Here is a 20,706-nt window from a genome sequence, read left to right on the forward strand (position 1 = left end):
AGAGGGCGATACCATCAAAAATGGTATCGCTTCTATTTGTCTTGATTAATCTTGGTGTGCTTTTCGGATTTTCCCAAAAAAGATGGTTAAGGCAAATGGCACGATGATGGCAATTGCCATGCCAATAAAGAAAGGTCCCCAGTTTTGCGCTGCAATCGATAAGAAGCCAGGTAAACCGCCGACACCAACAGAGAACGCCTTTACACCTTGAGAGGAGATAAATGCGCCGCCGATCGCTGACCCCGTGATTGCAGAAAGAAACGCATAGCGGTATCGCAAGTTCACCCCGAACATGGCCGGCTCGGTAATTCCAAGGTAAGCTGATACGGCAGATGTTGCTGATAAGCTTTTTATCTTTTCATCTTTTAAGACAAAGAACATTGCCAGTGCCGCAGACCCTTGGGCGATATTCGATAAAGCCAGCATTGGCCATAGAAATGTGCTTCCTGTTGTGCCGATTAGCTGCAGGTCAACCGCCAAGAACGTGTGATGCATTCCTGTGATAACCAAAGGTGCGTAAAAGGCGCCATAGATAAGGCCTCCAAGAAGCGGTGCCGTTTTGAACACAGCCACAACACCGGAGGTAATCACTTTAGCGATGGCAAATGTAACCGGGCCGATGACGATGAAAGAAACAAATCCTGTTACCAATAATGCTATGGGTGCCACTAATAATAATTGGAATGAGTCCGGAATTCTTTTTCTTAAAAAACCTTCAAGCTTTGCTAACAGATAAGATGCTGCAAGGACAGGCAGTACTTGTCCTTGATACCCGATTTTTTGCACATGTAACCCAAAGAGATTCCAGGTTGGAATTTCTTTTGTTGAACCGTAAGCCCATGCATTTAATAAATCAGGGTGTACTAGCATTAAACCTAAAACAATTCCCAACAATGGGCTTCCTCCGAATCGATTGACGGCTGACCAGCCAATTAATCCCGGCAGAAAGGTGAATGCTGTATTAGCAATTAAGTTAATGATGCTGGCGAAATCCTTCCACTGCGGGTATACATCGACCAGCGATTTTTTGGCGAAGAAAATATCCGGGCCAGTCAGAATATTGTTAATACCCATTAATAAACCGGCTGTCACGATGGCTGGCAGGATGGGGATAAAGATATCGGCCAATGTTTTAATTGCCTTCTGCAGCGGGTTTAAATTTTTCGCTGCTTCATCTTTGATCTCCTGTTTGCTCGCCTCGCTGATTCCCGTAATGGCGACCATTTCTTTGTATACTTTATCAACGGTTCCCTGGCCGATGACCACCTGAAACTGCCCGTTTGCCGAGAATGAACCTTTCACAAGACCGATAGTATTTAACTCGTCTTTGTTCACTTTGCCTTCATCCTTTAAAGCAAATCTGAGGCGAGTGACACAGTGGGTGGCGGCTGCAATATTTTCTTTGCCGCCGATGGCATCGACGATTTGTTCAACAGACTTCCTATTCACACTCATATTTCGTCCCTCCTGATACCGTTTACATCAGTATCAAAAAAATAAACTACAAAATGGCAAAACTTTCAAAAACGCTTGTCACCGGTTACATTTTTCCAAGTACACTTACTTTCATTTAAACATAACATTGGGATTTCAGAAACATGTATATACAAGTTATAACCTGTAAATACATCTTAACGTGCCTATACATGTTTGTCAACAACATTATTTATTGGGATTGTTGCGGTTGTCGTTGTTGTTGTATTCGTTGATGTGGTGTGGTGTCATGTTATGGTGTCAGGCACTGCACGTGGACAAAAGCAGCAATTTGTCCTTCTGAGGTGGACATGTAGTGTTTGTCGAACGATTTTTGCGTTTTCCCATAGGATATTTATGAGATATCGGGATTGGAGGAGATTTTTCATGAAACTGTATTTAGATCCGGGGCATGGGGGTTCTGATCCAGGAGCTCAGGGGAATGGATTGAATGAAAAGGATGTTACGCTGGATATTGCACTTAAGCTCCGTACGATTTTATTGAATTACTTCGAAGGTATCGAAGTTCGGATGAGCCGGACGAGCGACATTACGAAAAGCTTAAATGAAAGAACAAATGAGGCCAATGGATGGGGCGCTGATTTTTATTTATCCATTCATATAAATTCTGATAATAACACTGCCCAAGGATATGAAGACTATATTTATTCAGGACTTTCCGATACTACTGAAACAGCTAAAATTCAAAAAATCATCCATAGTGAAGTTATAAAAGTGAACGAGTTAAAGGATCGAGGGGAGAAAAAACAGAATTTCCATGTTCTTCGTGAAACTACTATGCCGGCAATACTCACAGAAAATGGATTTATCGATAATGCTCATGATGCTGGATTAATGAAACTGGCGTCTTGGCGGCAAAATGTTGCCCAAGGTCATGCGAACGGCTTAGCTAGAGCCTTTAACTTAAAACATAAAACTACATTTCCTGATATTCCAGGCCAGCCAAATCACCCCGATAACCCACTGCCTGGAACTCTTTTCAAGGTGATTGTGGGGTCATTTCAAACAAGAGAAAATGCGGAAGAACGAGTTACCTACCTGCGCTCAAAAGGGTTCCAGGCTTTTGTTAATACCATTACAATCTCTGGACAAATTTGGTATAGAGTACAGGGAGGAGCCTATTCCCTTCGGGAAAACGCCGAGCAGCAGCTGAACGAACTTAAAAAGGCTGGGATCACCGACGCTTTTCTAGCAGCCGAAAGTGTTGGCAGTTCGAATCATAATGAAGCTGTCGGGAGTGCCGGTACAAGTTCAGGCTCAAATAACGGAAATATCTCTACTACAGGGAGTACCGGAAGTTCCAGTCATAGCAGTTCTCCGGGAAGCGGTGGCGGTTCCTCAAACAATTCGAATCCAGGTAACTCTAGCGGGGCAAGCAACTCCTCGATTCCGGGCAATACCAGCGGGGCAAGCAGCTCCTCGATTCCGAGCAACACCAGCGGGGCCGTTAATAGTGCGGGCTCAGGAACTTCAGGAGTATCAACCACTAACTCGGGTACTGGAAATTCTCCAGGCACAGGAACCAATGGATCCACGAACGGAAACACAAATAGTTCCGGAGATTCATCCGTCCCAGCGCATTCTTCAGTGAATACGATCCAGGGCCCAACCTTTCTTTCACAAGAGCATATGGATCTTTTTGTAAAAGGTATCAACCCTAACGCTCCTGAACTTGGAAGTTACTATTATACATTTGGAAAACAATATGGCATACGCGGAGATGTCGCCTTCGCGCAAGCGCTGTTGGAAACGAACTTTTTCAAATTTACCGGAGTAGTGCAGCCTGATCAGAATAATTTTGCAGGCTTAGGGGCAACATCTCCTAATACACGGGGTGCTTATTTTAAAACGTCTGAGGAAGGCGTCATCGCACAAATGCAGCATTTATATGCATACGCTACAACCAAACCATTGCCAGGTTCAAATCCATTGGTAGATTCCCGTTTTCATCTGGTTGACCGGGGATCTGCACCAAAGTGGACAGACTTAAATGGTAAATGGGCTTTTCCAGGAAACGATTATGGTCAATCCATATTAAACGTTTATCAAAGAATGATCGATTTTACCCTTCAACATCTAGACAGCATCCGAAAAGGATAAATAGCTAAATATTTCAAAAAAGTTCCATACAGATGAAATGGGACTTTTTTTAGCTGGATTCCTTTTTCCACCTAGATGGTGTCAGGCACTAAAAGGGGAGATTCCCCGTTCATTTCATTTGAACCCGAGACATTCGAGCTAGTCCTGCCTAATTATAATAGTGATGTGCCCAGGTGTAGTGACCCAGCTTATAGCCATTTTAGGAAAACAACCGGAAACTTGACTCTTATTTGAAAAAAGACAGCGTGCGCGTTATACTGCATCAAGAGAGCAAGAACTTGTGATATATAAATAGGATTGGGCCCGTCTTCACATGCTAATACAATGAATTTTTCATGTGTTGCAACTCCCCCCAGACCTAGATGATGGGCTAAAATGAAAACGCCAACTATTACGCACCTATCTCATAGGTAAATGCCCTTTTATGTACCCTTTAAAAATTGTAATCCACATTAAGATGTTGGAAACATTTTTAAAGGAATTTTCTAAAAAAGGGGTTCCACAAGCTCCCGCCCCCATCTCGACAAAATTCGGGAGTGACAGCCACTGTAAATAGGATTAATATGGGTTATATAAATAGAATTCGAGGAGGATGGCGATGAAACTTAGCAGCGAGGAAATTGAAATTTTACGAATAATGGAAGAAAACCACAAAATATCAGTAGAATCCATTGCCCTAATGGTTATGAGCAGCGAGGAAAGTGTCAGAAAAACCATTAAAAAATTAGAAGATGATAAAATCATCATGAGCTACCCAACCTTAATCGACTGGAGCAAAGTCGAAGGGCAGGAAAATATTATTGCTATGATTGACGTAAAAGTGACACCAAAACGCGGCGTAGGATTTGACGAGGTAGCAGATAGAATCGCCCGATTCCCGGAAGTATCTTCCCTCTATCTCATGTCAGGCGGTTACGATTTGTCTATCACGATCGAAGGTAAAACAATGAATCAAATTGCAACATTTGTATCTGAAAAATTGTCAACGATTGAGAATGTCATTTCGACCACTACCCACTTTATGCTGAAAAAATATAAGCATGATGGGGTTATTTTCTCAAGCGGCGATGAAAAAGACCGCAGAATGGTGGTTTCACCATGATTGAAGACTATAGCCGTTATGTTTCGGAAACAGGGAAAGAACTGAAACCCTCCGGCATCAGAAAATTTTTTGATTTGGCTGCCAGCATGGAAGGGGTCATTTCTTTAGGGGTTGGAGAACCTGACTTTATTACACCTTGGAATATCCGTGAAGCTGCCATTGTATCATTAGAGCAAGGCTTCACCTCCTATACGGCAAATGCCGGTTTGCTTGAATTAAGACAAGAAATTTCCGCTTACTTAGATAAACGTTTTGGGGTTCCATACAACCCGAGTAATCAAATAATTGTGACAATCGGTGCTAGTCAAGGGCTTGATCTTGCTTTTCGCGCGATATTAAATCAAGGGGATGAGGTTCTGATTGTGGAACCAGCCTTTGTTTCATACTCGCCATTAGTAACATTGGCAGGCGGAAGGCCGATTCCTGTTTCTACTTCCCCTGCTAATGGATTTAAAGTGACGCCTGAACAGATCGAACAACAAATCACAAGCAAAACAAAAGCTATTTTGTTATGTTCACCAAATAACCCAACAGGCAGTACGTTAACAAAAGCTGACCTGGAGGGAATAGCAAAAGTCATTGAAAAACATGATTTAATCGTTGTCTCCGATGAAATTTATGCAGAACTAAGCTATGATGAAGAGTTTACAAGCTTCTCTTCTATTAAAGGCATGTATGATCGGACGATTCTATTGAATGGTTTTTCCAAAGGGTTTGCGATGACAGGCTGGCGGTTAGGATTTGTTGCAGCACCCAAGCCGCTTACGGAAGTGATGCTGAAAATCCATCAATATACCACAATGTGTGCGCCAAATATGCTGCAGCACGGGGCAATTGAGGCGCTTAGGAATACGTATCATGAAGTTGAAGCCATGAAACGCAGTTATCGCCGCAGAAGGAATTATGTGGTGCAGACCTTGAATCAAATCGGGTTAGATTGCCACGTACCAGGCGGGGCATTTTATGTGTTTCCTTCGATCCGCACAACAGGTCTCACCTCGGAGCAATTTGCCGAAGAGCTGCTGCTGCAGGAAAAGGTCGCAGTCGTGCCAGGAAATGTGTTCGGCGAAAGCGGAGAAGGCTATGTCCGCTGTAGCTACGCTACCTCCATGCCGCAGCTTCAGGAAGCACTAAAGCGCATGCAGCAATTCCTTGAATCACGAAAACTAGTAAGCAAAGCCTAAAAATTCAGGTATTTGCCAAAGAAATTTTCACTCTAAAGAAAAAGCCTAACTGCTCTGAAGTTAGGCTTTTTTGGGATTTCATTTTGGGTGTCATTTTTTGGTGTCACATTTTTTGGTGTCAGGCACCGTTCATGGACAAAATGACGAAATTGTCCATCTGGGATGGACACAGGTTACATTGGGAAATCCACCTGGTATTCACACCATTCTTAGGTTTTATTGTAAGAGCTGGCCAATTTGCTGCGGCACCGGCAACTAGCTATATATAGTTTTTAGAGGTTCAGTATATATTTTCTTATTGTGTCTTCTAGCCAATATTTCTTTTCGGTTATGCACATACTGTAAAAAACGAAGTTAGGTGGTAGTTTTGAAGCAGTTAGTGTTGATTCGGCATGGGCAGAGTCTTTTTAACTTGGAGAATCGGTTTACGGGGTGGAGGGACATTGATCTAACAGATGAGGGTTACAATGGTGCCCGGGAAGCAGGGGAGATTTTGAAAAAGCATGGGTTCTCGTTTGATGTTGCCCACACCTCTGTCTTGAAACGTGCAATTCGAACCTTATGGATTCTGCTTCATGAAATGGATTTGGTTTGGATTCCCATCCATAATTCCTGGCGGTTAAACGAGCGTCATTACGGAGCTCTTCAAGGGCTGAACAAAGATGAGGTCATTGCAAAATTTGGCGAGGAACAAGTGAATGAATGGCGCAGATCAGCAAGCGTCCGACCTCCAGAGTTATCCCTAGATGCACATCAATACGACCTTTCTGATCCGAAATATGCCAATGTCACTAAAAAGGATATTCCTTTAACAGAGAGCCTTCTCGATACCGAGAAGCGTTCAATCGTATATTGGCAGAAACACATCGTCCCTGACCTGCAGCAAAATAGACGGGTTGTCATTTCCGCCCACGGAAATACCTTAAGGGCACTTGTGAAATACCTTGATAACATATCTGATGAGGAAGTAACAAGCCTCAATATCCCAAACAGCACACCGCTCATTTACGAGCTTGATGATAACTTAACTCCATTACGGCACTACTACCTCGGCCATGAGGGAGAAGTGTCAGATCAATCCATCCCGCGCCACATAGACCTAAACGACCCGACAAATTGTGATTGGATAGGCTAATTCTAACCAAACAGCACGGATGAAAAAAAATTCCCTTTTGCGGTGCCTGGTGTCAGGCACCGCATACTTGTTTATCCCCATCAAGTGAAAACCCTTATTTCTCCAACAGTTGCAATGTCAACTTCGAAACAAACGGCTGGCCGTCCCATACAATTTGACTTTCCGCTTTTCGTCTCACGACTTCCGGTTGATTTAGCAAAGTAAAGAAATTTTCGGTTGGCCGATCACCGAGGTTGTGTTTTTCCACTAATTTATCAAGGTAAAACCGTCGGGATGATGGAACCTTTGATTGATTATTATTCGTATCAGAAAAATCGTACAGCACCCCTGCAATGGGTACGCGCTTCACACGATATTGCTCGGAAACCCGGAGGAAAAAGTCCCAATCCCAATAGTTGTAGACGTCCGTATCAAATAGCCCTAATGTTTGATGGATTTCCCTTCGGTATAAACATCCCGAAGAAACAAAGGTGGAGAACCTTCTCATTGCCTGAAGATCCATGTCATAGGCAAATAAAAATCGGTCCGCAGGTACCCTGACATGATTCTCCATTCGGAAATTAACAATCTCCACATCAGAATAAACCAGATCATACCCGTGAATCTCAGCCAGCATCGTCTCCAAATGCTTTGGTAAAATTAAATCATCATCGTCAATTAACATAATGAACTCACCGCTTGCATCCAGTACCCCTTTATTTCGGGCATGTACATGCTTGGAGTTTTGCTCCATCTCCACTATGCTGATGTTAAGATTCGGGTATAACTCTTTGATCCCATCAACTTTTTCACCAAAATCATTCACAATGATGACTTCAAAATCCTGAAAAGACTGCCTGCTCAGCGCATCTGCCAGTTCAGCCAGCTGCAGGAGCCGATTATACGTCGGGATCACAATTGAAACTAGTGGCTCAGCCATTACTCTTCCCCCTATTTGTTTGGTGTCAGGCACCAAGATAAAATTTTATGTACCAATCAGCAAAATTTTGCAAGCCTTGTTCGATGGTGGTTTGCGGTTTGAAGCCTATTGCTTTTTCCAGTCGTTCGGTTGAGGCGAAAGTGGCTGGTACGTCCCCTGGTTTGATCGGCTCGAAAATCTTATCAAATATGACTTCTTTTCCTAATGACTTGCTTAAGCACCGCTCCAACGTTTCAATAAATTCCATTAGTTTGGCTGGGCGGTTATTGCCAATGTTAAAGATTTGATGGGTGACGGGAGATTCTCCGCTCCCAACCGGCGGACAGCTAAGGAGCCGCTCCACCCCTTCGATAATATCATCAATGTAGGTGAAATCTCGAAAAAGATCGTTTTCTACATCACCATTATTAAAAATTTTAATCGGCTCTCCAGCAAAATACTTATTTGTAAAATTAAAATAGGCCATATCCGGACGTCCCAACGGACCGTAAACTGTAAAGAACCGAAGTCCAGTTATCGGGATCTTATACAGATGACTATAGGTATAGGCCATCAATTCGCTCGACTTCTTCGTTGCCGCATAAAGGGAAACCGGATGATCTACAAAGTCTGTCTCTGAAAATGGCACTTTTTTATTGGCCCCATAAACGGAACTTGACGAGGCATAGATAAGATGCTCAACCGGATAATGACGGCAAGCTTCCAATATATTAAAAAAACCTGTGATATTGCTTTCAATATACACATCAGGATTTTCAAGTGAATAGCGCACCCCCGCCTGCGCGGCAAGATTCACAACCACATTTGGCTTGTATTCGGCAAATATTTTCACCAGCGCCGCCTTATCCGAAATGTCCACTTTCTTAAATGTAAAAGTTTCGGACGGCTGCAGTAACTCTAGTCTCGTGTTCTTCAGATTCACATCATAATAATCATTCAGATTATCGATCCCCACTACTTTGCAGCCCTGTTCGAGCAGTCTTTTTGCTAAAAAAAAGCCGATAAATCCGGCAGCCCCTGTAATCAAGTAAGTTTTCTCAGTATCCGGTGAATTATGTACCAATGATGTTCCATCCCCTTTTTAACTCTACCTTACAATTATTCATTATAAACGGTGCAGACGATAATTTCCGCTATTTGAAATCGACAGTTCAATTGACAGTAAAAAGACATCATTGACACTATCTGGAGGTAAATCGACGATTAATTCTGCTAATCTGACAATCACTCTGGTGCCTGACAGTAAAGGTGCCTCTTCCAGCAGTTATGACCGTTCTTCTTGCAGTTTCGATGGCCTATCTGACAGTAACGGGAGCTTATCCAACAGTTACAAACAAATGCCTACACAAAGATCACTCTTCCAACACTAACGTCACTTTTTTCAAAAATAATAGAAAAAAGCCCATTTGCATGGTGAAATGAGGCTTTTAAAATACTTGCATTTTATTGACTAACTTGTTGCGATACATTTGTTTATCAAGATGGATCAGAATTTCATCGAGGCTTAGCCCCGTTGTGTTACTGGAGGCATATTTCAGTCCAATACTGATGGCAACCGTATAATTTTGATTGAGCCACTCCTGATTTTTTTCATGAATTTTTTTATGGATTATTTGCTGCACAGCCAGCTGATCTGCTTCGTGGTGCGGGATGAAAAGAATAAATTCGTCTCCCCCGTAGCGAAAGACTCTGGATGTAGATGGCCAAATTTGCTTTAAACAGCTGACTGCTTCGCGTAACACACGGTCGCCGGTATCGTGGCCCCATCGATCATTAATTCCTTTAAAATGATCAAGATCCACAAAGCCGAAGGTCCCTTGGCAGCCGTTAACCTGAAATTCCTCCTTAAACTGCTCCCATGAGGCGCGGTTCTCGGCACCAGTCAGCGCATCCGTCAAAGAAATCTGCTTCAGCTTATTGGCTTTTTCAAAATAAAGCACCGAAAAATAGATGGAAAACAGCAAAGGCACGGCCACTAACATTCCCCAAGAACCGTAAGATTGGTACATAAACACCATGCACGCACCTACAATATAGGTACTTACATAACCCCAATTCAAGTCCTTTTTAATTAACTTTATTTGTTCCAATAGTTTCTTTTTTTTCATAGATGACCCGATTACAGCTGAAATCAAGCGATTAATGAAAAAGTGGCCCATCAAGCCGAGGCCCATCCATGCAAGTGCAGGGGGCAGCGAATAGCCAAAAACAGGGGCGAACGAAACAACCGCTCCCCTAATCGCTAAAATCCCCAGCATTAAATGACCAAGGGAAATCCAAATTGTTTTTAAACTGGTTCCTGTTACAGATTGAGATATGAGAATGCCGCTGAAGATGATCAGGATCGCAACATGAAACGGGAACACAAATGCACTGTAGATAATCAGACCAATCGATGGACGCCAGTAACTTCCGCTCGGAAGCGTGACTGATTTTGAAAAAGTTACTGCTAGCAGTCCGATGACAATTAGACTATCCATCAACATTTTTTGCTGAAATCCTGCCGTCAGCAGTTGATAGATGGAATAACACAGGCTTGCCACTCCCAGGAAGCCGATTACTAGGACATTGATGGTTTTAAATTGTTCGCCGGAAAACTGTTTTAGCTCTTTAATCATAGACACCAACCTATCAGCCATGAAGTGAAACGATACTACCATTTTAATAGGAACGGGATTGAAAAATTTGTCAAAATTAAACGACGGGATTAATTTTTATTGACAATCTTTCATTTCTAGGTAAATTTTTTCTAAAAAAGACCTTCTACCATGCACGCTGAAATGATATTATTCAAAATTTGGAAATCTTTTTCTTTTTTATTTTTAAAAGAAAAGGTATGATGATATCTGTATGAACGATAGAAAGTTGGATATTTATGTTAGATGAAAAGATTTATAGAAACATAAGAAAGCTCCTGAAAAAAAGAGTACTACTAGTTGTTATCTGGGGATTGATTTTAGCCGTACATACCTGGACAGATGATTTAGGGTCTTTATTGAGGCTGCAATCGATCGGCTTTAAATGGGTGCCTTCGCCTCATTATATGGATTTCTTCAACCTGGATGATATTACGCAAATCCATCGTTACTTTATCATTGTCAAAACAGGACATTTCCTGGGGTTTGCCCTCTTCGATTTCTTCCTTTTCAACTGGATTAGAAGTCATAAATGGTCATTGGCTATCTCTGTTGCCTTTGCGCTGACAACTGAAATACTTCAGCTGTTTTTTGGGAGAGATGGACGATTATATGACCTCGTCATCGACTCTTCTGGTGCCTTTTTGGTCTATTACTTGTTAAAAACAAAAAAATCAATAATGGAGCGATTCTTATAAAGAATACTCGCCGACTGGCAAGCTCGTTAGGGCGAAGACAGAGGCGTAGTTCGTCGAAAAGCACAGCTTCTCGACTGCGATGCTTATGCTTACGAAGCATCCCTTAGTGCACTTATGCCTGATAGGGAAGTTCTCCTTTCCTATCGGCGAGCAAAAGACCGGGTTTAAGATAACCCGGCTTTTTGTTTATCTGGCGCAGTTAAAAGTTGCCATACCCATATAGATCGTTTCCCTGTAAAATTAAATTGGATTGCGCAAAATTTCTTGCTTTTTCTAAGAGGAAATTCCTATTACTATAGCGAAATTATATTATTTGGGTCCTAACCGTCGTTGAAGATGATTTATTTTTAGGAGAGGATTGAGGTTTTATCAATCGGAAGTATGATCTAACAAAAATGAAAACCATTATCGTCACACTTGCTTTAGCCCTCTATACGATTGCTGGCATTTTTCCGCTTCAAGCCCGGGCCGCCGAGACGGTGCCTCCGATTACGGGGCAGTACGGGATCGCGATTGATGCGGTAACAGGGGAAATATTATATAACAAAAATGCCGATCAAAAAGCATATCCAGCCAGCATGACAAAAGTTCTGACATCTATTATTCTCGACGAAAAAATGCCGGATAGCCAAATGCTGACTGTAAGTGCAAACGCTGCTGGTCAAGAATGCAGTTGCCTGGAAATTAAGGCAGGAGAAAAAATCTCAAAAGAAGATGCCTTGTATTCCTTATTACTATTAAGTGCCAATGACGTCGCCGTGGCTATTGCCGAGAATGTCGCTGGAAGTGTACCAGGCTTTGCAACCCTTATGAATGATGAAGTGAAAAAATTAGGGCTGAAAAATACCCACTTTGTAACACCAAACGGGCTGCACGATCCAAATCATTATACGACCGCACATGACATGGCCCTCATTATGAAAGAAGCACTGAAGCATCCAAATGTATTAAAAGCACTATCGACACAATCAGTAGATATTAAAACGAGCTTACAGACAAAAAGAATCAGTAACCACAGCTTAGTTCATAAGCAGCCGAATTCTCATGTCATCGCAGGGAAAACAGGCTATACCGATATTGCGCAAAATACACTTGTGGAATATTTAGAAAAAGATAATAAACAAGTGATTGCCGTGGTAATGAAAACGAACCTAGGAAATGAATATTCCGATATCCAGAAGATGGCAAACTATGCTTTTGATCATATGAAGGTTGAAAAGGTAGTTTCAAAAGGCTCTGTGGTTGGAGTAAAAAAAGTAAATGGAAAGTACGTTGACCTCATCGCGGATTCTGATGTGGATTTGACGGAGAAAAGCGATGAAAATGTGAAATTTAATACGAAAATAGATTTGTTCAACACGTATGGAAAATCTGTAGAAAAAGGGCAATCAGTCGGTAATCTTCTTGTTATGGAAAATGGCGAAATATTAAAAGAGATTCCGCTTATTACCAATAAGGCCATACCAAAGGAAAGCAAAGTGAAGCCGGTCACTCCTTCAATTGAGTCAACCAGCGCTATAATGATTTTCATTGGCATAATGGCGGCCCTGCTCGCATTTTTCAGCATGATAAGATATTTGAAAATACAGCGCAGCAAGCAATTCGATTCTGACCATCCTGCTTCTAATTAGGAGCAGGATTTTTATGTTGTCATTTCATGGCATTTTAAAAATATTATCGAAATTAATTTTCATCCACCTTCCAACTTTTTACTTTATCCGCCATTTAGATTTGGTATCCTATTAAAAACACTATTAATTTTGTGATTGGGAACTCCCACCTGCCATTGCACTTTATTGGAATAAATATACCTCTCTAGACTGCAGAACACAATTGTACAAGCACCCATGAAAAATAAATGAAGGTCTTTCTACTACTTAAATAGGAGTGGTTTTTATGGAAAGGCAAGGAAATTTTTTAATTGGGTTATTGTGGGGGACATCCTTCAGTATTCCCTTATGGCTTTCTTTCTTCGGTTGGATTAAGCTCATCATTCATTTTTTTACCACAGGCTAAGTATAATTGGAAGGGCTTTCATATAAAAAAACGGAAAAACCAAGCGAATTGGCTTTTTACGTTTTAAGGTGCCAAATACCGTTAGAACCATTATTATTTTATGCTTTCTTGTACGGATTCCAGAAATTGAATGCTATTGGCAGAGGAAGCTCTGCTTTGGTCTGCCATTCCTCTAATCTCGGTTGCTACAAGTAAAGACTCTGCCATAGTCGTCAGCTCTGGCTGCTTTAATGGTGGCATTTAATCCCAGTATATTGGATTGGTTTGCAATATCCTGGAACGATTTAATTACTTGATATACATTTTCAACGTTTTTTGCGATCACTTTTGAATAGGCAGAGATTTTTTGAACTTTCCCTGCCATAATATTGGAGGCCTCTGCAGCTGCATTCATTTGGTCAACAGCTGCTTCCAGTTCAAAATTTCAAGTCGATAAATTTTCGCATGCCGGACGTTCAGCCCGTGCTGACGGGTTCACGATGGATATTGGCCAGAACGGTTTGGTTTTTGCCATTCCTTTTTGCTTGATACAGACATTCATCCGTCGTTTTGAAAAAGTTTTCTTTTCCAAGTCCTTTACTATAGGAACACATCCCAATGCTGACAGTTACAGCCTGGTTATCCAACTCAGGATGAATCATTTTGCTGATGCCATCCCTCATTTCCTCAATTAACGTATAGGCGGCATCCGTTTGTTTATCGGTTAAAATGACGGCAAATTCCTCCCCGCCATAGCGGGAAACAAAGTCATCAGAAGTCACATGCCCTTTAATTTCGTCCCCGACCCGTTTTAGGACAATATCACCTACCCAATGACCATAATTATCATTTACTTTTTTAAAATTATCGATATCAATAATGGCCAGCTGCAATGGCAATGGATAGCTTTCACTTTGTTCAATTAGCCTTTCGATATATTCATGAAACGTTTTATGATTATAAAGATCTGTTAAGGGATCTAATTTACTTGCCTTGTCCATTAAGATATTTCGAATTAATAATTCTTCTTGGCTTTTGATGGAATCCTCCAAATGATTTAACAGGTATTTTCCCCTTTGAATAATTCCCAATGAAATAACCGTACAGCTTGCATAAATTCCAATGCTGATCATGAGGTTTTCAACAGCTGTTTCATTAAAATGCTTACTATAATAAACGGAAAGCAGGATGGCTGTCACAAAACAGAGCACACTCGTAAAATAGACCTTTGTCCGGTCGAAATAGAGCGCCGAAATAAAAATAACTGGGAATAACAAATTTTGAACTCCGCTGATTGTAGGATGAAACAAGATATTGACAAGCATAGCGAAAAACAATCCAAAAAGGATGATGTAGTCATCCCATTGTTTAAAAAGCTTACACAGTCCCTCGGTAAGGAGTAAAATGACAATGGTTATGACGGTTTCCGGAAAGACATCATGTACTAAATGCTGCCAAAATAATCCTCGATTAAATAAGAGAGTAATGAAAAGGCCTACAATTGAAAGTAAAATAATAAAAAGAACCGTCCACCAGCTTACCTTTAAAATGGAACGATTTAACTTTATTTGATCTGTTAATTCCTCGTTAGTCTCCATAAATTGTTTTTCCCCTTAACATAATATCTTTTGCCTTTTAATTATAATAAGTAATGGATAAAGTTCAATTTTCCTTTTTATTATGACGATTTATACAGTTGCCGCAATTCATTTAATATTATATAGTTCAAATATACTATGATTATATCACATCCTATATGTGTAGTTTACTATTTGTTGTAAAAAATACAGTCATTTTCCCTTATCTTTAGATTGGTTATTTTTTACCAACAAGTGCTATTAATATTTTTTCTAAATCTCTGCGAAATCTATGGTAAGATATTTTAAATAACTTAAAGGTCAGATTTTCGGGAAAATCTCGACAACATTTGGACGGTGGCAGGCTTACATGACAAAAAACTGGCTTTTTTTACCGATGATCTATCTAATCCCTCCTTTGATTGATTATTTTTACAGGAGTGACCACTACTTTAGTAATACCCTATGGTTCCTTTATCTTATTCCTGCATTCATCATTGTTTTTTTAACAGGTTTTAAGTATAGCTGGATGACAATTGGAACAGGTTCCTTGAGTTTTCTTCTTATGAAATTGTTCGAATTGCATAAACTGGGGACACAGGAACTCGTTACGTTTACGGAACTCCTGTTTGTTAACTTTCTTATCACCGTCTGCGTTGGTATTCTTGTCAAACAAAATCAGGAAAAACAAACTGAACTAAAAAAGACCAAAAATCTCCAGGAAAGTATATTCAATAATCTTGATATTGCCATATGGTCCATAAGTCCCGAAAAAGATTATCTTCTTTCAAGAGGTGTGGAGAAAATCTACGGCCTGCCGCTTGAAAAGGTGTTAGAGGACAATAACTTTTGGAAAAATAATGTCCATCCTGAAGATTTGTATTTTACTGAAGAAATTGATCAGAAATGGGCTGATTTACAAAGCTATGTATATGAGTACCGCATTGTACAACCAGACGGAAGTTTCCGCTGGATTCGTGATCGCGGTGTCCCGGTCCTAAACGAAAACGGCACGCTCCAACGATACGATGGAACGAACTTGGATATCACTCCTCAAAAGGAACTGGAGCTAAGTCTGAAAAAATCAGAAGAGCGATATAAATATTTAGCCTATCATGATAGTTTGACAGAACTTCCCAACATGAACTATTTATACAACCAGATTTTTAAAAAAATGGATCAGGCCAAAGCAGAGGGTATTCCCGCCAGCTTAATGTTTTTCAACCTTGATCGTTTTAAGTTAATCAATGATTCCTTTGGACATCCAAGTGGTGACCAGATTCTTAAATTGGTTTCAAGAAGATTGGAAAATAGGATCCCAGAGAATGGGACTGTCCTTCGTGCTGGTAGTGACGAATTTATCATCTATCTTCACGGTACTAAAAAGCAGGATGCAGAAGGCTTTGCAAAATATTTGCTTCAATCATTTTCTGAGCCTTTCCAACTGGGCAATCAGGAAATCAGAATTGGAGCCAGCATCGGAATAGCGATGTTAAGAAGTGAAGAGACCTTGGATGACCTATTGCAGGAGGCAAGTGCCGCGCTGCATGTGGCAAAAGAACATGGCGGAAATCATTATCAAATTTTTTCCACAGACTTTAGACAAAAGGCGAATCGTAAATTACAGGTTGACCAACAGCTTCGGAAAGCCATTGAGCAGAAAGTTGGGCTCGAAATTTATTACCAGCCAAAACTAGATTTATTTTCAAATAAAGTCGCGGGTATGGAGGCTCTTGCAAGATGGACAGACCCTATTCTCGGAATCGTATCTCCAGGTGAGTTTATTCCGGTTGCCGAGGAAACCGGTCTGATTAATCTGATTGGCAAATGGGTCCTCGAAGAATCTTGCAAGCAAAATATGGAATTCATAAAAAGTGGTTTTCCGCCTATGCATGTGTGTGTCAACATATCCAGCAGACAGTTTTTACAAGAAGATTTTATTTCGATGGTCGAGGATATTTTGGAAGAAAGCGGGCTGCCGCCTAAATATTTAAACCTTGAGATCACAGAAAGAATTGCCTTATACAATGTGGAAGATGCGATCGAGAAGCTGAAAAAGTTAAAACAGCTCGGGGTAAGTATTTCATTAGATGATTTCGGAACCGGTTATTCATCTTTAAGCTATATAAAATCCTTGCCAATTGATGTTCTAAAGATTGACCGCTCTTTTATCATAGATATTATCGAAAGCAAGCAGGATCACGCCATCATACACTCTGTTATTTCTCTGGCTCATTCTCTCGGACTTACCGTGGTGGCAGAAGGCGTTGAAACAGAGCACCAGCTGAATATCCTCGGCAATCTCAGCTGTGATGAAATTCAGGGCTATTATTATGCAAAACCAATGGCAGCAAAAGATTATAAGCACTTTTTAATAAACTATAAAGAGAAAGCGGACTTGTTGCTTTCAGTCCCGTTTCAGGAAAAGACAGAGGCGTAATGAATAAAGAAAGGCAGTTGGATCTAGTGTCCAGCTGCCTTTCTTTTTATATCAGAATGGGGACCTCCCCATCTTTTTTAGGTATGTGAAACAATCAATTCCATGTTCCCTGCAAATTCAAACTCTCCAACACCAACTGGAAGAAGGAAATGGGATCCCTTTTTCAATTCATACTGCTCTCCGTCATGAACAAGTGTACCTTCGCCCTTGATCACACTCGCCAGCAGAAAACGGTCTGTAAATGAAAATGCTTCTTTTCCTTGGATTTCCCACTTATACACCGAGAAAAACTCGGATTCAACAAAGGTAGTTATTGTGGCTTGATCTTTTTCCTCGATTTGGGGTGTACTCACAGCATCTTGATGTGGGACAGTTGTGACCTCAATCGCTTTTTCCAAGTGCAGCTCTCTAAGGTTTCCTTCGGCATCCCTGCGATCGTAATCGTATACCCGATAGGTGGTGTCCGAGCTTTGCTGGGTTTCCAGTACCAGTGTACCTTCACAAAGGGCATGGATGGTTCCGCTTGGGACATAGAAAAAGTCACCCGGCTTAATCTTCACGCGGCGAAGCAGATCACTCCATTTACCTTCCTTCACTTGTGCTACTAAATCCTCTGTTGTTTTAGCTGTATGGCCGAAAATCATCTCGGCGCCTTCTTTACAATCGATAATATACCAGCACTCGGTTTTGCCCAGCTCACCGTTTTCATTTACCTTTGCATAGGTATCATCAGGGTGTACCTGAACAGATAAATCCATGTCTGCATCCAAAACTTTTGTTAATAATGGAAACACTTCTTCTTTTGGATTCCCAAAAAGCTCCGGCTGTTCACGCCACAACCTGTCCAAAGTCATCCCAGCATATGGACCATTTTCTACAATCGACGGTCCATTTGGATGAGCAGAAATCGCCCAGCATTCCCCCGTATGATCCGTCGGAATCTCATAACCAAACTCCATCCTCAGAGCCGTACCGCCCCAAATCCTCTCCTTAAAAACAGGCTTCAAAAACAATGGCTGCATCATTCGTCCCTCCAATTGAAATCTATGAAAATGAAAATACTCATCACAAACTATTCCAGTAATCTACCATAAATAAACCCAACCTAAAGAATACCCCATTTCCAAAACAGAATCAAAACATTTCACCAAAACACAAATCCCCCAACGCCAAATTCATAATGACAACCACTTCATAATGTGGTAGTATTCGGTGTCAGGCACCGCTCGTGGACAAAACCCTCATTTTGTCCGTCCTGGGTGGACACATGCTTGTATTGTGCGGAGCAGTGCTTGAAGGAGCGGTGCCTGGCACCCTATAAGGAATATGCTCAAAATTCACACCGAAGTTGGTGTAAAGATAAGGTGAGGTGAGGTTTCCATGAATGAGCGGCAGAGGGCGATGCTGATGATTTTGCTGGAATCGCGGGGATTTTTGTCGTCACAGGTGATTGCGGATCAGCTGGGTTGTTCCGAGAAGACGGTTCGGAATGATTCAAAGGTGCTTGATCAGTGGCTGCAGCAGCATACGAATGTGGCACTTGTGAGAAAGCCAAATATTGGCATCAAGCTGGAAGTCAGTGAATCTGAACGGCAATCACTGCTGAAATCCTTCTTTCACACCCATGGTGCAAAAGAAGAAGTGGCAGAAAACCAGCGGGCCACAGCCATTCTAAAATGGCTGCTTGTCGACAAAAAGCCATTAACCCTTCAAAAACTCGCTGAAAAATTCTATGTAAACAAAGCGGTTATCAAAAAAGACCTAGAAAAAATCGAAGCTTTTTTAGCAGAATCTGGACTAACTTTATCAGCTAAAAAGAAATTGGGAATTGAAGTGGAGGGAACTGAGCAATACTGGCGCCTGGCCATCTCAAAACTCCCCGACTTTCTTAAAACGACATCCACTCTTAAAGCTAAAGAATTTTGGCGGCAGCTATTTGCGCTTCAAGACATCGAAACAGTACAGCACACCTTGACTGCCTTCAATCTGACACTTGCCAATCCCTATACTGAGGAAACATTGCAAAGTTTGACCGTACATATTCTGATCGCGATAAAACGTTTAAAGTCAGGCAGTCCTATATCCCTAACAGAGCAGGAAATGACCAGATTGAAGCAGCAAATAGAATACGATTTTGCTAGAACGATTATCAGAAAACTGGAACCACCTTTTGCGGTTCATGTTCCTGATCGTGAAATCGCCTATATTTCCCTTTATTTTCTAGGCGGTAAAACCGAAAATATGCAAATTGAAAAAAATAATCTGGACGAAGATGTACAAGCAATCACCGCTGAACTCATCGATCATCTTTCCATCCGAATGAATATTGATTTCTCATTGGATGATGAACTAAGGACAGGACTGCATATCCATCTGCAATCCGCGATCAATCGAATCCGCTTCGGTTTAAACATGAAAAACCCTATTCTGGAAGACATAAAACGAATGTTCCATTATTTATTTGATGCCATTATCCACGAATTGGTAATGATGAATCAGAAGCGTTCCTTGAAAATCTCTGAGGAAGAGGCCGCATACCTCACCCTTCACTTTCAAGCGTCCATTGAGCGGCTTCAGAAAAAAAGCGGCAGCAACAAAAAAGCCATCATCGTCTGTCCAATGGGAATCGGTGCATCAGCACTGCTAAGAACCAAGCTGGAAAGGAAATTTCATTCATTGGATATTATCAACAGCGTATCCATCGCCAAAATGAAGCAGTACTCAGCAGCTGATCTGGATTTTATTATTACAACCGTGCCGATTGAACATCCAACGATTCCAGTAATTCAAGTAACCCCACTCTTGTCTCCTGTGGAAGAAGACAAGCTGCAAGAATTTATTACAGAGCTTAATCACAACACTGAAATGGAAGCGCTTCAATCCGATAACCGTTTTCCGGCCTTGCATGCCCTAATTAAGCCAGAACTGATCTGGATCGGACTGGATTTCAGCCACCCATATGAGGTCATTGAGGCTATTACGACCAAATTAGTCACAAAAGGCTATGTGGAAACAGACTATATTGAATCTGCAATGATCCGCGAACAGCATTCCTCCACCAATATCGGAGGCGGCATCGCCATTCCTCATGGGGACCCTTCCTATATAAAAAAATCAGCGATCGCGGTTGGGGTGCTAAAAAGACCGCTGCTATGGGGAAAGGAATATGTCTCACTTGTCCTTGTGCTGGCAACAAAACATGAAGATTATGCAACAACAAAAGGACTATTCTCGGACATCGGCTTCTTATGCGATCATCCCTTAACATTAACGACATTAGTCAAACAAAAAACACCTGAGGACTTCCTGAAAAACCTTTAAGAAAAGCTCGTTATATTTGGGCTGCTGCGGCGTTTCTCTTCTTAAAACAAATTTTTCCGGATATTGCGGTAAATATTCATCCTTTTTGAAATCGATTTCAGTTGT

At 41.3% G+C, this 20,706-nt stretch carries 17 protein-coding genes; 9 read left to right on the plus strand and 8 right to left on the minus strand.

The genetic code is table 11. The annotated features are described in order from the left end of the window. Positions 1 to 45: 45 nt before the first annotated feature. A complete protein-coding gene (gene treP / locus HPT25_RS04560; RefSeq protein ID WP_173060565.1) occupies positions 46 to 1,455 on the minus strand; it encodes a PTS system trehalose-specific EIIBC component in 1,410 nt (469 codons plus the stop codon). A 405-nt stretch (positions 1,456 to 1,860) separates the two neighbouring features. On the opposite strand from treP, the gene HPT25_RS28975 reads away from it, so the two are divergent. The 5 genes from HPT25_RS28975 (at position 1,861) to gpmA (ending at position 7,015) form a co-directional block, all read left to right on the plus strand. Continuing rightward, positions 1,861 to 3,594, plus strand: a complete 1,734-nt coding sequence (locus tag HPT25_RS28975; protein ID WP_281368167.1) for an N-acetylmuramoyl-L-alanine amidase — start codon at positions 1,861 to 1,863, stop codon at positions 3,592 to 3,594. 598 nt (positions 3,595 to 4,192) lie between these two features. Beyond that, entirely contained in the window at positions 4,193 to 4,696 is a 504-nt protein-coding gene (locus HPT25_RS04575; RefSeq protein ID WP_173060568.1) for an Lrp/AsnC family transcriptional regulator, read from the plus strand. After that, positions 4,693 to 5,880, plus strand: coding sequence for an aminotransferase (locus HPT25_RS04580; RefSeq protein ID WP_173060571.1), 1,188 nt, complete (start codon positions 4,693 to 4,695; stop codon positions 5,878 to 5,880). Before HPT25_RS04575 ends, HPT25_RS04580 begins: the two co-directional genes overlap by 4 nt. A gap of 100 nt (positions 5,881 to 5,980) precedes the next feature. Further along, positions 5,981 to 6,139 (plus strand): hypothetical protein, encoded by a 159-nt coding sequence (locus HPT25_RS28265; RefSeq protein WP_217269627.1) that lies wholly within the window; start codon positions 5,981 to 5,983, stop codon positions 6,137 to 6,139. 108 nt (positions 6,140 to 6,247) lie between these two features. Then, positions 6,248 to 7,015 carry a 2,3-diphosphoglycerate-dependent phosphoglycerate mutase gene (gene gpmA, locus HPT25_RS04585; protein ID WP_173060574.1) on the plus strand — a complete coding sequence of 256 codons (768 nt, stop codon included), beginning with the start codon at positions 6,248 to 6,250 and terminating at the stop codon, positions 7,013 to 7,015. Between the two features lie 94 nt (positions 7,016 to 7,109). Here the strand turns inward: gpmA and HPT25_RS04590 are convergent, their stop codons facing one another. The 4 genes from HPT25_RS04590 to HPT25_RS04600 all read right to left on the minus strand — a co-directional run bounded on the left by HPT25_RS04590 (position 7,110) and on the right by HPT25_RS04600 (position 10,552). Next, complete coding sequence (locus HPT25_RS04590; protein WP_173060576.1) at positions 7,110 to 7,934, minus strand: glycosyltransferase family 2 protein; 825 nt, start codon at positions 7,932 to 7,934, stop codon at positions 7,110 to 7,112. Positions 7,935 to 7,959: 25 nt separating this feature from the next. Next, on the minus strand, positions 7,960 to 8,997 hold the full coding sequence (locus HPT25_RS04595; protein ID WP_173060579.1) for an SDR family NAD(P)-dependent oxidoreductase: 1,038 nt from the start codon (positions 8,995 to 8,997) through the stop codon (positions 7,960 to 7,962). A 42-nt stretch (positions 8,998 to 9,039) separates the two neighbouring features. After that, positions 9,040 to 9,162 carry a hypothetical protein gene (locus HPT25_RS28980; RefSeq protein WP_281368168.1) on the minus strand — a complete coding sequence of 41 codons (123 nt, stop codon included), beginning with the start codon at positions 9,160 to 9,162 and terminating at the stop codon, positions 9,040 to 9,042. 199 nt (positions 9,163 to 9,361) lie between these two features. Beyond that, on the minus strand, positions 9,362 to 10,552 hold the full coding sequence (locus HPT25_RS04600) for a GGDEF domain-containing protein (RefSeq protein WP_173060582.1): 1,191 nt from the start codon (positions 10,550 to 10,552) through the stop codon (positions 9,362 to 9,364). Positions 10,553 to 10,809: 257 nt separating this feature from the next. Here HPT25_RS04600 and HPT25_RS04605 point away from each other — a divergent pair, with 257 nt between their 5' ends. Further along, on the plus strand, positions 10,810 to 11,268 hold the full coding sequence (locus HPT25_RS04605; RefSeq protein ID WP_173060585.1) for a VanZ family protein: 459 nt from the start codon (positions 10,810 to 10,812) through the stop codon (positions 11,266 to 11,268). Between the two features lie 395 nt (positions 11,269 to 11,663). Beyond that, entirely contained in the window at positions 11,664 to 12,899 is a 1,236-nt protein-coding gene (locus HPT25_RS04610; protein ID WP_173060588.1) for a D-alanyl-D-alanine carboxypeptidase family protein, read from the plus strand. 557 nt (positions 12,900 to 13,456) lie between these two features. On the opposite strand, the gene HPT25_RS04615 is transcribed toward HPT25_RS04610, so the two are convergent. Both HPT25_RS04615 and HPT25_RS04620 read right to left on the minus strand, forming a co-directional pair. Continuing rightward, positions 13,457 to 13,678: a methyl-accepting chemotaxis protein gene (locus HPT25_RS04615; RefSeq protein ID WP_173060591.1), complete on the minus strand. Its 222-nt coding sequence runs from the start codon at positions 13,676 to 13,678 to the stop codon at positions 13,457 to 13,459. A gap of 61 nt (positions 13,679 to 13,739) precedes the next feature. Further along, positions 13,740 to 14,861: a GGDEF domain-containing protein gene (locus HPT25_RS04620; RefSeq protein ID WP_173060594.1), complete on the minus strand. Its 1,122-nt coding sequence runs from the start codon at positions 14,859 to 14,861 to the stop codon at positions 13,740 to 13,742. Positions 14,862 to 15,237: 376 nt separating this feature from the next. Here HPT25_RS04620 and HPT25_RS04625 point away from each other — a divergent pair, with 376 nt between their 5' ends. Next, complete coding sequence (locus HPT25_RS04625; protein WP_217269628.1) at positions 15,238 to 17,280, plus strand: bifunctional diguanylate cyclase/phosphodiesterase; 2,043 nt, start codon at positions 15,238 to 15,240, stop codon at positions 17,278 to 17,280. 77 nt (positions 17,281 to 17,357) lie between these two features. Here the strand turns inward: HPT25_RS04625 and manA are convergent, their stop codons facing one another. Then, positions 17,358 to 18,305 (minus strand): mannose-6-phosphate isomerase, class I, encoded by a 948-nt coding sequence (gene manA / locus HPT25_RS04630; protein WP_173060600.1) that lies wholly within the window; start codon positions 18,303 to 18,305, stop codon positions 17,358 to 17,360. A 355-nt stretch (positions 18,306 to 18,660) separates the two neighbouring features. Here manA and HPT25_RS04635 point away from each other — a divergent pair, with 355 nt between their 5' ends. After that, positions 18,661 to 20,601, plus strand: a complete 1,941-nt coding sequence (locus HPT25_RS04635) for a BglG family transcription antiterminator (RefSeq protein ID WP_173060603.1) — start codon at positions 18,661 to 18,663, stop codon at positions 20,599 to 20,601. The last annotated feature ends 105 nt before the right edge of the window (positions 20,602 to 20,706 follow it).

The sequence above is a fragment of the Neobacillus endophyticus genome (assembly GCF_013248975.1).
Classification (GTDB): Bacteria; Bacillota; Bacilli; order Bacillales; family Cytobacillaceae; genus Neobacillus; species Neobacillus endophyticus.

Excerpts from the sequence above, each read along its gene's own strand:
- HPT25_RS28975 (WP_281368167.1), top strand. The coding sequence starts at position 1,861 with ATGAAACTGTATTTAGATCCGGGGCATGGGGGTTCTGATCCAGGAGCT.
- HPT25_RS04600 (WP_173060582.1), bottom strand. The coding sequence starts at position 10,552 with ATGATTAAAGAGCTAAAACAGTTTTCCGGCGAACAATTTAAAACCATC.
- HPT25_RS04605 (WP_173060585.1), top strand. The coding sequence starts at position 10,810 with ATGTTAGATGAAAAGATTTATAGAAACATAAGAAAGCTCCTGAAAAAA.
- treP (WP_173060565.1), bottom strand. The coding sequence starts at position 1,455 with ATGAGTGTGAATAGGAAGTCTGTTGAACAAATCGTCGATGCCATCGGC.
- HPT25_RS04590 (WP_173060576.1), bottom strand. The coding sequence starts at position 7,934 with ATGGCTGAGCCACTAGTTTCAATTGTGATCCCGACGTATAATCGGCTC.
- HPT25_RS04580 (WP_173060571.1), top strand. The coding sequence starts at position 4,693 with ATGATTGAAGACTATAGCCGTTATGTTTCGGAAACAGGGAAAGAACTG.
- manA (WP_173060600.1), bottom strand. The coding sequence starts at position 18,305 with ATGATGCAGCCATTGTTTTTGAAGCCTGTTTTTAAGGAGAGGATTTGG.
- HPT25_RS04635 (WP_173060603.1), top strand. The coding sequence starts at position 18,661 with ATGAATGAGCGGCAGAGGGCGATGCTGATGATTTTGCTGGAATCGCGG.
- HPT25_RS04620 (WP_173060594.1), bottom strand. The coding sequence starts at position 14,861 with ATGGAGACTAACGAGGAATTAACAGATCAAATAAAGTTAAATCGTTCC.
- HPT25_RS04610 (WP_173060588.1), top strand. The coding sequence starts at position 11,664 with ATGAAAACCATTATCGTCACACTTGCTTTAGCCCTCTATACGATTGCT.
- HPT25_RS04615 (WP_173060591.1), bottom strand. The coding sequence starts at position 13,678 with ATGAATGCAGCTGCAGAGGCCTCCAATATTATGGCAGGGAAAGTTCAA.
- HPT25_RS04625 (WP_217269628.1), top strand. The coding sequence starts at position 15,238 with ATGATCTATCTAATCCCTCCTTTGATTGATTATTTTTACAGGAGTGAC.
- HPT25_RS04575 (WP_173060568.1), top strand. The coding sequence starts at position 4,193 with ATGAAACTTAGCAGCGAGGAAATTGAAATTTTACGAATAATGGAAGAA.